Source organism: Burkholderia lata, assembly GCF_902499335.1.
GTDB lineage: Bacteria > Pseudomonadota > Gammaproteobacteria > Burkholderiales > Burkholderiaceae > Burkholderia > Burkholderia lata_B.
Genome location: NZ_CABVQK010000004.1, coordinates 286,886 through 301,136, shown reverse-complemented (window position 1 = coordinate 301,136; position 14,251 = coordinate 286,886). Strand labels below are relative to the sequence as shown.

Sequence of the window (14,251 nt, the reverse complement as noted above, 5' to 3'; positions counted from 1 at the left end):
GGAATTGCCTAAAGTATCGGAACGATTTGCCGCTAAGGTCGTGATGGAGCGGCATGGATGCGCCGCGGAAATGCGGCGCGGCTGCCCTGGCCCGTTCGATTACAAAGGTTTGATATGTCGACACCGCTGTTCGGAAAGTTGTTTGCGCAACCCGTTGCGATCGACCCTGGAACGGCGAGTACGCGGATTTATACGCACGAACGCGGCGTGGTGCTGAACCAGCCGTCGGTCGTCTGCTTCCGCAAGGCCGGTGCGACCGACGCGCGGCCGACGCTCGAGGCCGTCGGCGAGCTCGCGAAGGCGCTGCTCGGCCGCGAACCGGGGCATCTCGAAGCCGTGCGGCCGATGCGGCACGGCGTGATCGCCGACGCGCACGCGGCCGAGCAGATGATCCGCAGCTTCATCGACATGTCGCGCACGCGTTCGCGCTTCGGCCGCCGCGTCGAGGTCACGCTGTGCGTGCCGTCCGATGCGACGGCCGTCGAGCGCCGCGCGCTCCGCGAGGCGGCGTTCGCGGCGGGTGTGTCGGACGTCGAACTGATCGAGGAATCGCTGGCGGCCGGGCTCGGCGCGGGCCTGCCGGTGACCGAGCCGGTCGGCTCGATGGTCGTCGATATCGGCGGCGGGACCACGGAAGTGGCGGTGATCGCGCTCGGCGGCATCGTCTACCGCGAGGCGATTCGCGTCGGCGGCAACCAGTTCGACGCGGCGATCATCAACCATGTCCGCAACCTGTATGGCGTACTGCTCGGCGAGCAGACGGCCGAGCACGTCAAGCAGTCGATCGGCTCGGCCACCAGCGCGGTGCCGCGCAGGTCGACGCGCGCGGTCGGGCGCAGCATTGGCGACGGCCTGCCGCGCTCGATCGAGCTGTCCAACCACGATGTGGCGGACGCGCTGGCCGCGCCGCTCAAGCAGGTGATCGGCGCGGTGAAGTCGGTGCTGGAAAATGCGCCGGCCGAGCTCGTGACCGACATCGCCAATCGAGGCGTGGTGCTGACGGGCGGTGGTGCGCTGCTCGCGGATCTCGAGCGCCTGCTGTACGACGAGACCGGGCTCGTCGCCCGGATCGCCGACGAGCCGGCCACCTGCGCGGTGCGCGGCGCCGGCGAGGCGATGGGGCGGCTCGCGATGTGCCCAATCGACTGATTCGGTCCGTGCCGGGCCGTGCATCGCGGCGCGGCCATTCACATTCTTTCAATCTCCGTATTACCTGCCCGCTTCGCCGGGCACGGTTCTCCGGTCGACTTGCCGGACGGCTGGCCGCCGTCCGTCGCGTGGACACCTGAACGCGCGCCGTGCTAGCGTTACGCGCCCGTCCGGGGCCGGGCACGCCGATACGCCCGACGACCTGAGAGACCGAAAACCTTGAAAAACCACACCAAACGGGGCTTGTTTGCCCGCATGGGCCGCTTGCTGGCGGTCGTTGCCTGTCTCTGGATCGTTGCAGCCGTCGCGCTCGTCGCGTACGGAATGCGGATGCCGAGCGAGCCGGCCGACGTCGCCGTGATCTTCGGCAACGCGCTCGACGAGACCGGCGCGCCGAAGCCAGTGCTCGCCGCCAGGCTCGACGTCGGCGTGCGCTGCTATCGCACGGGGCAGTGCCCGGCGTTCCTCGTCAGCGGCGCGATCGACGGCCCCGGGCTGAACGAGGCGACCGCGATGCGCGACTATCTCGTGGCGCGCGGCGTGCCGGCCGACCGGATCGCCGTCGACGACCAGGGCGACAACACGCTCGCGACTGCGCAGCACACGCTCGCCTACCTGCAGGCGCACCGCCTGTCGCGTGTGCTGATCGTCAGCCAGTACTACCACCTCGCGCGGGCGCGCCTCGCGTTCGAACGCGTCGGCATCGCGCGGGCGAACATCTCCGCCGCGTATCCGCGCCGCTTCCAGCTGCGCGATGTCTATTCGAGCTGGCGCGAAGTGCCGGCCTACGCGGTGTATGCAGCGCGGTTGTGGGTGAATCCCGATGCGCGGCCTGTCTCGTTCCGCCCGATGCTTTATCTGATGAGCCTGTTTTCGTGATACCGGCGGGTTTCATTTCCCGAGCGGTACGTGGCGAAACTCGAAGGGATCGGATACGCGCCGAATATTCCAGTGTTTTTGTTCTGTGAATGATGGAGCGGATTATCTCGCGCAAACGCTTTCCGGAATGGAAATATTGCATTGCAAAAGATAATCGCGATAATCAGGCTGATGTCGGTGTTTTCACGGATGCATCGTTTTCGGTATTTTTTGACACGGATCAAAATAAGCTGGCGAATAGTGCACGGACTTACCTGTTTAAAGCGTTCCGATAAGTAAAAAATGCGCGCCCGTTGATCCTTGGTCGAACGGGGGAAAGATCGACTGGAAAAGCCTGTTTTTTTGATATAGCCTTGTCTGACAAAAGCGGGGCGGTAATCAAATCAACCAGAAAATCGCTGCAGAAAAACAGGGGCCATCGACATGTCGTTCGACTAGTTTCAATCCTGCCTTCCAGGGCCAATCAAAGATTCGTCCATGAATAAACCGACGTCGCATCGCGACAGCCGGGGGGCACGCTATTGTCCGCGGTTTTCTGCTGTCGGCTGTTCGATTTCACGGTAATGCCAATTCCAATAACATGACGAGGGAAAGCATGAATCTTGCACGTTCGAAAAAGGCCGGCGAGCCGTTTCCGAAATTGCTGTTGCCGACGGGGGTGTTCCTGGCGCTGTCCGGCGCCGGTATCGTGCCCGCCAATGCGACCTGTACCACGGCGGGCACGACGGTGACCTGCTCCGGGGTCGCCAACCCGCTTGCGCCGAGCTATTCGAACAGCGCGAACAACATCCACGCGACCGTCAACGCCGGCGCGAGCGTCGGCGTGCTGCTCGGCGTCGGTGGCACCGCGATGTCGCTGACGGGCAACAATACCCAGCTGACCAACAACGGCACGATCGACCCGTCGGCGCTCGGCACCGGTCTCGGCGTGCTGTCGAGCGGCGCGGTGATCGGCAACTCGGCGGCGAGTGCCGGCACCACCGTCATCAACAACGGCACGATGAACGGCTCGACCGGCGTGGCGATCAGCGGCGTGACGGGCATGGCGTTGTCGGTCCAGAACGGCACCGGCGGCACGTCGACGATCAACAACACCGGCACGATCGGCTCGAACCCGCTGGTCGGCGCGACCCTCACCGGCGCGGATGCGCCCGTGGTCGCCGCATACGGCGGCGCCACGGTCAACATGACCAACAGCGGGACGATCACCGGCCGTGTGTCGCTCGGTTCGAACGGCACGCCCGGGGCGGGCAACTCGTTCGTCAACTCGGGCACGATCAACGGCAGCGTGTCGATGGGCGCGAACAGCACGAACTCGTTCACCGCGGTGACGGGCTCGTCGGTCAACACGGCGGGCGGCACCGGCAGCGCGCTCAACATCACGGTCGGCCCGATCACGCTGGGTGTCGCGGCGACGGGCACGGTCGACGGCGGCGCGGGCGGGGACAACACGCTCAAGCTGCAGCAGGGGGCCGGCGCGAACGGCACGATCGCGGCCAACAACTACATCAACTTCAATCACCTGAACGTCCAGAGCGGCAACTGGACGATCAATGGCGCATCGACCGCGCAGGATGCGACGCTGGCGGGCGGCACCGCGATCATCAACAACAACGCATCGCTCGGCACCGGCACCATCACGGCCACCGGCGGCGCGTTGCAGGCGGGCACGGCCGGGCTCAACGTCGCCAACGACGTGACGCTCGGCGCGGGCGGACTGACGGTGCAGGGCTCGACCGGGCTCACGCTGTCGGGCACCGTGTCGGGCGGCGGCGCGCTGACGAAGAACGACGGCGGCACGCTGACGCTGTCCGGCGCGAACAACTACACGGGCGGCACGAACCTGAACGCCGGCGGCATCGTGGTCGGCAACAATTCGGCGCTCGGCACCGGCGCACTGAACGTCAACGGGTCGGCCACGCTCGACTCGAGTACGAACGCGACGCTCAACAACACCGTCAATCTCGCCACGGGCACGACGCTGACGGTCGGCGGCAGCAACAATCTCGGGTTGGCCGGCTCCATCAACGGCAATGGCGGCCTCGTGAAGAACGGTGCGGCGACGCTGACGCTGTCCGGCGCGAACACCTACACCGGCGACACGACGATCAACAGCGGCACGCTCGCGCTGGGCGCGGGCGGCAGCCTCGCGGCGTCCGGCACGGTGAACCTGACCGGCGCGGGTGCGACGTTCGACCTGAGCAACGCGTCGGGCGCGCAGGCGGTCGGCGCGCTGGCGGGCGCGGCCGGCACCAACGTGAACCTCGGCGGCAATTCGCTGACGTTGAACGGTAGCGGCAATACGACGTATGCGGGCACGATCGGCGGCGCGGGCAGCCTGACGTTGTCCGGCACCGGCACGCAGACGCTGACAGGCAACAACGTCTACACGGGCGGCACGAACCTGAGCGGCGGCAACGTCGCGGTCGGCAGCAATACGGCGCTCGGTACCGGCGCGGTGAACGTGAACGGTTCGTCGACGCTCGATGCGACCACCAACGTGTCGCTCGCGAACAATGTCAACGTCGCCACCGGCACGACGCTCACGTTCGCCGGCAGCACCAATGTCGGCCTGAGCGGTACGGTCTCGGGCGGCGGCGGTCTCGTGAAGAACGGCGCGGCGACCGTGACGCTGTCCGGCGCGAACAACTACACCGGCGGTACGACGCTGAATGCCGGCGGGCTGGTGCTCGGCAACAACGCGGCGCTCGGCACGGGCGCGCTGACCGTCAGCGGCGCGGCGACGCTCGATACGAGCGCGAACCTGTCGGTCAACAACGCAGTCAACCTCGCCACCAGTTCGACACTGACACTGGGCGGCAGCAACGGCCTCACGCTGAACGGCGGCATCACCGGCGCGGGTGGTCTCGTGAAGGACGGCGCGGCGACGACGACGTTGACGGCCGCGAACTCCTACACGGGCGGCACGACGATCAACGCGGGCACGCTGGCGATCAGCGGCGGCGGCAGCCTCGCGGCGACGGGCGCGGTGAACCTGGCCGGCGCGGGTGCGGCGCTCGACGTGAGCGCCGCGACCGGCGCGCAGACGATCGGTGCGCTGTCGGGTGTCGCCGGGGCGAACGTCGCGCTGGGCGCTAACGCGCTGACGCTGGGCGGAACCGCCAGCGGCACCTTCAGCGGCGCGATCGGCGGCACCGGCAGCCTGACGCTGGCCGGCACCGGCACGCAGACGCTGAACGGCGCGAGCACCTACTCGGGCGGCACGAACCTGAACGGCGGCAGCAGCGTGATGCTGGGCAACAACAGCGCGCTCGGTACCGGTACGGTGAACGTCGCAGGCGCGGCAACGCTCGACACGAACGCGAGCCTGTCGGTCGCCAACGCAGTCAGTCTTGCGAACGGTTCGACGCTGACGCTCAGCGGCAGCAATGCACTTGCGCTGAGCGGCGGCATTTCCGGCGCGGGCGGTCTCGTGAAGAACGGCCCGGCGACCACGACGCTGACGGGCGCGAACACCTACACGGGCGGCACGACGATCAACGCCGGCACGCTGGCGGTGGGCGCGGGCGGCAGCCTGGCAGCGACCGGCGCGGTGAATCTCGCCAACGCGGGCGCGGCGCTCGACGTGAGCGGCGCGACCAGTCCCCAGACGATCGGCGCGCTGTCGGGTGTCGCGGGGACGATCGTCAACATGGGCGGCAACGGGCTGACGCTGGGCGGGACCGCCAGCGGCACCTTCGGCGGCGTGATCGGCGGGACGGGCAGCCTGACGCTGGCCGGCACCGGCACGCAGACACTGACGGGTGCGAACGTCTATACGGGCGGCACGAACCTGAACAGCGGCGGTCTGGTGCTCGGCAACAGCGGGGCGCTCGGGGGCGGCGCGCTGAACGTCGGCGGCGCGGCGACGCTCGACACGAGCACGAACCTGTCGGTCAACAACGCGGTCAATCTCGGCACGGGCGCGACACTCACGCTCGGCGGCAGCAACGCCCTCACGCTGAACGGCGGCATCTCCGGCGCGGGCGGTCTCGTGAAGAACGGCGCGGCGACGACGACGCTGACGAGCGCGGGCAACTACACGGGCGGCACGACGATCAACGCCGGCACGCTGGCGCTGGGCGCGGGCGGTAGCCTCGCGTCGACCGGCGCGGTGAACGTGGCCGGTGCGGGCGCGACGTTCGACCTGAGCGGCGCGACGGGCCCGCAGACGATCGGCACACTGAGCGGTGTCGCCGGCTCGGCCGTGAATCTCGGCGCCAACACGCTGGTGTACGGCGGCAGCTCGAACGGGACATTTGCCGGCACGATCGGCGGTACGGGCGGGGTTTTCAAGCAAGGCAGCGGCACCGAAACGCTGACGGGCGTGAACACGTACACGGGCACGACGACGATCGGCGGCGGCACGCTGGCGATCGGTGCGGGCGGCAGCATCGCGGCGTCGGGCACCGTGAATCTCGGCGCCGCAGGCACGACGCTCGACCTGAGCGGCGCGGGGGCGAACCAGACGATCGGCGCACTGATGGGCTTGGCCGGTTCGACGGTCGCGCTGGGCGGCAACAGCCTCACATTCGGCAGCACGGCGAGCCAGACGTTTGCCGGCGCGATCACGGGCACGGGCGGTGTGACGAAGCAAGGTAGCGGCACCGAAACGCTGACCGGCACGAACACGTACACGGGCGGCACGACGATCAACGCCGGCACGCTGGCGCTCGGCGCGGGAGGCTCGCTTGCGGCGACGGGTGCGCTGAACCTCGGTGCCTCGGGAGCGGTATTCGACATCACCACGTCGGGCGCGAACCAGACGATCGGCGCGTTGTCGGGCGTGAACGGATCGTTTGTACGCATCGGCAGCCAGTCGCTGACGTTCGGCGACGGCACGAACCAGACCTTCGGTGGTGCGATCCAGGGCACCGGCGGAATCACGAAGCAGGGCAGCGGCACCGAGACGCTGACGGGCGCGAACACCTTTACGGGCGATACGACGATCGCGGGCGGCACGCTGGCGATCGGTACGGGCGGCAGCCTCGCGTCGAGCAACGCGGTGAACCTGACGGGCACGGGTTCGACGCTCGACATCGGCGCGGGCGGCAGCACGTCGATCGGCGCGCTGAACGGTGTCGCGACCTCGAACGTCACGCTCGGCAGCAATACGCTGACGCTGGGCAACGGCACGAACGGCACGTTCGGCGGCACGATTGCCGGCACGGGCGGGATCACGAAGCAGGGCAGCGGCACGGAAACGCTGACGGGCACGAACACGTATACCGGCACGACGACGATCAACGGCGGCACGCTCGCGATCGGTGCGGGCGGCAGCATCGCGGCGTCGGGCACCGTGAATCTCGGCGTCACGGGCACGACGTTCGACCTGAGCGGCGCGGGCGGGAACCAGACGATCGGCGCACTGAGCGGCGTGGCCGGTTCGACGGTCGCGCTCGGCGGTAACGGCCTGACCTTCGGCAACACGGCGAGCCAGACATTCGCCGGCTCGATCACGGGCACCGGCGGTGTGACGAAGCAAGGCAGCGGCACCGAGACGCTGACGGGCGCGAACACGTACACGGGCGGCACGACGATCAACGCCGGCACGCTGGCGCTCGGCGCGGGCGGCAGCCTGGCTTCCGGCAGTGCAGTGAGCCTCGCAGGCACGGGCGCGACGTTCGACGTGAGCGGCGCATCGGGCGCGCAGACGCTCGGCACGTTGAGCGGTATCGGCGGCACGAACGTGAACCTGGGCGCGAATGCGCTGACATTGAACGGCAGCACCAACGGCACGTTCGGCGGCGTGATCGGCGGCACCGGTAGCGTGACGTTCGCGGGCACCGGCACGCAGACGCTGACGGGCGCGAACACCTACACGGGGGGCACGACCATCAACGGCGGTAGCACGCTGGCGCTTGGCGCAGGCGGCAGCCTCGCGTCGGGCAGTGCGGTGAATCTGGCCGGCACGGGCGCGACGTTCAACCTGAGCGGCGCGACGGGCGCGCAGACGCTCGGCACGCTGAGTGGCGGCACAGGCACGAATGTCAATCTCGGCGCGAATGCGCTCACGCTGAACGGCAGTGGCAACAACACGTTCGGCGGCGCGATCGGTGGCACGGGCGCCGTGACGTTCGCGGGTACGGGCACGCAGACGCTGACGGGCGCGAACACCTACACGGGCGGCACGACCATCAACGGCGGCAGCACGCTGGCGCTCGGTGCGGGCGGCAGCCTCGCGGTGGGCAGCACGGTGAATCTGGCCGGCACGGGCGCGACGTTCAACCTGAGCGGCGCATCCGGTGCGCAGACAATCGGCGCGTTGAACGGCGCGGCCAGCACGAACGTGAACCTCGGCGCGAACGCGCTGACGTTGAGCGGAACCGCCAGCGGCACGTTCGGCGGCGCGATCGGCGGCACGGGCGGCGTGACGTTCGCGAGCACCGGCACGCAGACGCTGACCGGTGCGAACACGTACACGGGCGGCACGACCATCAACGGCGGCAGCACGCTGGCGCTTGGCGCGGGCGGCAGCCTCGCGTCGGGCAGTGCGGTGAATCTGGCCGGCACGGGCGCGACGTTCAACCTGAGCGGTGCATCGGGCGCGCAGACGCTCGGCACGCTGAGCGGTATCGGCGGCACGAACGTGAACCTGGGCGCGAATGCGCTGACGTTGAACGGCAGCACCAGCGGCACGTTCGGCGGCGCGATCGGCGGCACGGGCGGCGTGACGTTCGCGGGCACCGGCACGCAGACGCTGACGGGCGCGAACACCTACACGGGCGGCACGACCATCAACGGCGGCAGCACGCTGGCGTTGGGTGCAGGTGGCAGCCTCGCGGCGGGCAGCGCGGTGAATCTGGCCGGCACGGGCGCGACGTTCAACCTGAGTGGCGCGACGGGCGCACAGACGATTGGTGCGCTGTCCGGTGGCGCTGGCACGAACGTGAACCTCGGCACGAATGCGCTGACGCTGAGCGGCAGCGGCAACGGCACGTTCGGCGGCGCGATCGGCGGCACGGGCGCCGTGACGTTCGCGGGTACGGGCACGCAAACGCTGACGGGCGCGAACACGTACACCGGCGGCACGACGATCAACGGCGGCAGCACGCTGGCACTCGGCGCGGGCGGCAGCCTCGCGTCGACGGGCGCGGTGAATCTCGCGGGCACGGGTGCGACGTTCAACCTGAGCGGCGCGACAGGTGCGCAGACGATCAGCAGGTTGAACGGCACGGCCGGCGCGACCGTCAATCTCGGCGCCAATGCACTGGCGTTGAACGGTAGCGGCAACGGCACGTTCGGCGGGACCATCGGCGGGGCGGGCGGCGTGACGATCGCCGGCACCGGTATCCAGACGCTGACGGGCGCGAACACGTACACGGGCGGCACCACGATCGCGGCCGGTGGCGCGCTGCAACTCGGCAACGGCGGCACGTCGGGCAGCATCGTCGGCAATGTCGTCGACAACGGCGCGCTGATCGTCAATCAATCCGGCAACGTGACGATCGCAAGCGTGCTGTCCGGCGCGGGTTCGCTGACGCAGGCCGGCAGCGGGCAACTGACGTTGACGGGCACCAGCACGCTGAGCGGCCCGACCACGGTCAGCGCGGGCACGCTCGCCGTCAATGGTTCGCTCGGCCAGTCGACCGTGACCGTGCAGAGCGGCGCGACGGTCACGGGTACCGGCACGATCGGCGGCCTCGTGGTGCAGGGCGGCGCGACGGCGGCCGCGTCGCAGCCGGGCGCGGCGCTGAACGTGGGCGGCAACGTCACGTTCCAGCCGGGCTCGACGTTCCAGGTCGCGGCGACGCCGCAGCAAAGCGGCAGCCTCGCGGCGGGCGGCACGGCGACGCTGAACGGCGGCACCGTGCAGGTGCTCGCGAACCAGAGCGGCTACCAGCCGAGCACGACCTATACGATCCTCTCCGCGTCGTCGGGCGTGCAGGGCACGTTCAGCCAGGTGAGTGCGAACTACGCGTTCCTCGCGCCGACGCTCAGCTACGATCCGGATCACGTGTATCTGCGGTTGGTCTCGAACGGTACCGCGTTCCCCGATGTCGCGACGACGCCGAACCAGCGTTCGGTCGCGGCCGCACTCGGCGGGCTCGGTGCCGGCAACCCGCTGTACGACGCCGTGATGACGACCGATGCGACGACCGCGCGCCGCGCATACGGGCTGCTCGACGGCGAGCTGCAGGCGAGCCTGAAGAGCATGCTGCTGCTCGACAGCCGCTACGTGCGCGACGCGGTGACCGATCGCGTCCGCCAGGGCCTTGCGCCCGGATCGGGCCCGCTCGCCGCGCTGTCGTCGGGCGGCGCAGCCTTGTGCGGCGACAACACGGCCGGCGCGGTCGCCTCGACGCTGCCGCCGGATCGCCGGATCGGCTCGCGCGACGGCTGCTACGGCGGCACGCCTTACCAGCCGGTCGTCTGGGGGCAGGCGTTCGGCGGCCGCAGCCGGCTCACCGGCGACGCCAACGCGTCGACGATCAACCGCAGCATGACCGGCTTCATCGCCGGTGCCGACATGGCGCTCAACGACAAGTGGCGTGCGGGCCTGGCCGCGGGTGTCACGCACAGCTCGCTCGACAACGACCAGAGTTCGTCGGCGTCGGTGAACAGCTACTACCTGTCGCTGTACGGCGGCGCGCAGTATGGTGCGCTCGGTGTGCGCGGCGGCGCGTCGTACACGTGGTACCGGATCAACAGCGACCGGTCCCCGGGCTTCGCGGGCTTCTCCGATCACGACTCGGCCGGCTACGACGCGAATTCGGCGCAGGTGTTCGGCGAAGTCGGCTTCGCGCTGCCGGTCGGGCCCGTGGCGATCGAGCCGTTCGCGGGCCTCGCGTATGTGAACCTGCATACCGACGGCTATACGGAAACCGGTGGTGCGGCCGCGCTGCGTGCCGGCGGCCAGACGACCCACGTCGGCTTCTCGACCCTCGGTTTGCGCGCGGCGTCGCAGCTCGGCTCGATCGGGAGCGGCACGTTCACCGCGCGCGGGACGGTCGGCTGGCGGCATGCGTTCGGCAACGTGACTCCGTCGTCGGCATTCACGTTCGCGAACGGCGGGACGTCGTTCCAGGTATCGGGCGTGCCGATTGCTCGCGACAGCGCCGTGCTCGAGGCCGGCATCGACGCGAACATCACGAAACGCCTGACGCTCGGCCTCACGTACAGCGGCCAGTACGGCAGCGGTGTGCGCGACAACGCAATCCTCGGCAACATCCTGTGGAAGTTCTGACCAGCGCCTGACGTGCCTGCGCGATGCCATGCGGCGACGACAACGTCGCATGGCATCGCGTCTTTTTCGTCGCTGCGCGCGTCCCCCGTTCTGTCCTATCCTGTGCGAAACACGCGACGCGCCGCGCGTTGCGTTCCGACACAGGAGCATCGATGCCGAATCACGCCGAAGCCAAGACGACCCAGGCGCAGTCAGTCGCGCCTGCTGCCCCGACCCCAGCGTCGGCCACCGCATTCATCGCGCCCGAAGCCGATCCGCAGGCATTGGCGCGCAACAACCAGTACGTCCTGAAATCCGGCGACGCGTTCGTGGTCAGCGACGCGCTCGGCGACATCGGCGGCCGTGACGACGGCCTGTTCGTCGACGACATGCGCGTACTGTCGACTTGGCGCCTGACCTTCGGCGGCCGCGCGCCGTCGCTGCTGTCGGGCGCGACGAGCGCCGACAACGCATCGTTTACCGCGCACCTGACGAACCGCCCGCTGCCGCCGCTCGGCGGCCACGAAACGCCCGAGGGCGTGATCCACATCGAGCGGATGCGCGTGCTCGCGGGCGACGTGCTTTACGAAGCGCTGACGCTGACGAACTACGGCGCGAGCGAAGCCGAGGTGCCGCTGTCGCTGTCGTTCGCGGCCGATTTCAAGGACATGTTCGAAGTGCGCGGCACGCAGCGCCCGAAGCGCGGCACCGTGGTGGCGCCGCGCGTCGACGCGGGCGCGGTGCGGCTGCGCTATGACGGCCTCGACGGCGTCGAGCGCAACGTGACCGTGCATTTCTCGCCGGCGCCCGACGCGCTGTCGGTCGATCGTGCCGACTACACGCTGACGATCGCCGCGCAGGCCTGCGTGTCGATCTACCTGACCGTCGACGCAACGCTCGGCCCGGTGCATGCGGAAGCGCCGGGATGCGGCCGCGTCGCGCTGCGCACCGCGCTCGTCGGCGTGCACCGCGAGATGCGCGCGCGGCGCGAATCGATGGCGCGTGTGAACACCGGCAATCCGCTGTTCGACGCATGGCTCGACCGCTCGCTCGCGGATCTCGGGCTGCTCACGACGCAGCTCGACACGGGGCCGTACCCGTATGCGGGCATTCCGTGGTTCTCGACGCCGTTCGGCCGCGATGCGGTGATCACGTCGCTGCAGATGCTGTGGCTGCAACCGTCGCTCGCGCGCGGCGTGCTGCGCTTCCTGGCCGAGCACCAGGCGCGCGAGACCTCCGCGTTCCGCGATGCGGAGCCGGGCAAGATCATGCACGAGTTCCGCCGCAGCGAGATGGCCGCGACGGGCGAGGTGCCGTTCGCGCTGTACTACGGCGGGGTCGATACGACGCCGCTGTTCATCGTGCTCGCGGGCGCGTATGTCGAACGCACCGGCGACGATGCGCTGATCGACGAGCTGTGGCCCGCGCTCGAGCGCGCCGCGCAATGGGTGATCGACAAGTGCGACCGCAATCCGTACGGACTGCTCGATTACCAGCGCACGTCGGAACGCGGCCTCGCGAACCAAGGCTGGAAGGACAGCCACGATTCGGTGTTCCATGCGGACGGCCGCTTCCCGGACGGGCCGATCGCGCTCGTCGAAGTGCAGGCGTATGCGTGCGCGGCGCTCGATGCGATGTCGATGTGCTCGCACCGGCGCGGCCACGCGGCCGACGCCACGCGCTACGCGTTGCGTGCGAAGACGCTGCGCGAGCAGGTCGACGCGCTGTTCTGGATGCCGGAGGGCGATTTCTACGGCATCGCGCTCGACGGTCATGGCGACCTGTGCCGCGTGTTCGCGTCGAACGCGGGCCATCTGCTCGCGTTCGGGTTGCCCGACGCCGAGCGCGGCGCAGCGGTTGCCGGCGTGCTCGGCTCGACGCTGTTCCAGACGGGCTGGGGCATTCGCACGCTCGCGGCCGGCCAGCCGCGCTTCAACCCGATGGCGTATCACAATGGCTCGGTGTGGCCGCACGACAATGCGCTGATCGCACGAGGTCTGGCGCGCTACGGCGACAAGACGGCCGCGGTGAACTTGCTGCGCGCGTTGTTCGAGGCGGCGGTGAGCTTCGAGATGCGCCTGCCCGAACTGTTCTGCGGGTTCCCGCGCCGGCGCGGCGAACCGCCGACCGCGTATCCGGTGGCCTGCCTGCCGCAAGCGTGGGCGGCCGGTGCGCCGTTCATGATGCTGCAGGCCTGCCTCGGCGTGAGCATCGACGCGTCGCGTCACGAGGTGCGGGTCGAGCGCCCGGCGCTGCCGGAAGGCGTTGACTGGCTGCGGATCGACGCGCTGCGTGTCGGCGACGAAACCGTGTCGCTCACGTTCCGCCGCGTCGACGGCCAGGTGGTTGCATCGGCGGAGCAGCCGGGCCGCGTGAAGGTGGTCGCGGTGCTGTAGCGCGTTGCTGCGCGAACGTTGCGCGATGTCGCGCCACGTTCGCGCGCAGCGGCATAGAATCGTGACATGACCCTTGAACGATGGCGGAGGTAGACGATGACGACCGACAACCGGCCCGACGACAGCGAGCACAAGCTCGAGAATCTGGAAGCGGCGGTCGACCACCTGCACAAGTCGATCGAATCGCAGAGCATCGCGGTCGGCGCGGCGAAGGGCATCCTGTTCAGCCTGATCGAAACGCTCGGCGCGCTGATCGGCGATCCCGACCTGCCGGAGCATGCGCGCTCGGGTTACGAGGCGCTGCGCGACAAGGCGAGCGAATTGCGCGGCGGGCTCGACCGGCATTGATGCCCGGATGGCGCCGGCGCCAGCCGCACGGGCTGCGCCGGCGCTGCCCGATTCTGCAGACGAAGCACAAAACCCCGTGCGCTCAATGAGTTAGGTGGCCGATGCGCAGGATATCCACAAGCTTGCCAACACAATCTGTGGAGAACCTTCCGGCCCCGGGCCGGGTGTGTTGCGCGTGCCGAGCGAAAGCGCGTGCGCTGCCACACGGTTGACCGCGCAAGGTCCGTATATTGAATCCCCTTTTGTATCAGGGTGTTACGCGGCGCATTGGACGGATATCCACAGGCTTGCCAACATATTCTGTGGATAACTC

5 protein-coding genes are annotated in these 14,251 nt (G+C 69.0%); all 5 read left to right on the top strand.

Annotated elements, in window-relative coordinates; genetic code table 11:
• Positions 1-114: 114 nt before the first annotated feature.
• The 5 genes from BCO18175_RS11965 to BCO18175_RS11945 all read left to right on the top strand — a co-directional run bounded on the left by BCO18175_RS11965 (position 115) and on the right by BCO18175_RS11945 (position 13,938).
• Entirely contained in the window at positions 115-1,149 is a 1,035-nt protein-coding gene (locus BCO18175_RS11965; protein ID WP_174980887.1) for a rod shape-determining protein, read from the top strand.
• A gap of 255 nt (positions 1,150-1,404) precedes the next feature.
• Positions 1,405-2,028 carry a YdcF family protein gene (locus tag BCO18175_RS11960; protein WP_241020144.1) on the top strand — a complete coding sequence of 208 codons (624 nt, stop codon included), beginning with the start codon at positions 1,405-1,407 and terminating at the stop codon, positions 2,026-2,028.
• Between the two features lie 595 nt (positions 2,029-2,623).
• On the top strand, positions 2,624-11,215 hold the full coding sequence (locus BCO18175_RS11955; protein ID WP_174980885.1) for an autotransporter-associated beta strand repeat-containing protein: 8,592 nt from the start codon (positions 2,624-2,626) through the stop codon (positions 11,213-11,215).
• Positions 11,216-11,367: 152 nt separating this feature from the next.
• Positions 11,368-13,590, top strand: coding sequence for an amylo-alpha-1,6-glucosidase (locus BCO18175_RS11950; protein ID WP_174980882.1), 2,223 nt, complete (start codon positions 11,368-11,370; stop codon positions 13,588-13,590).
• 96 nt (positions 13,591-13,686) lie between these two features.
• Positions 13,687-13,938, top strand: coding sequence for a hypothetical protein (locus tag BCO18175_RS11945; protein ID WP_011354368.1), 252 nt, complete (start codon positions 13,687-13,689; stop codon positions 13,936-13,938).
• Positions 13,939-14,251: the final 313 nt, after the last annotated feature.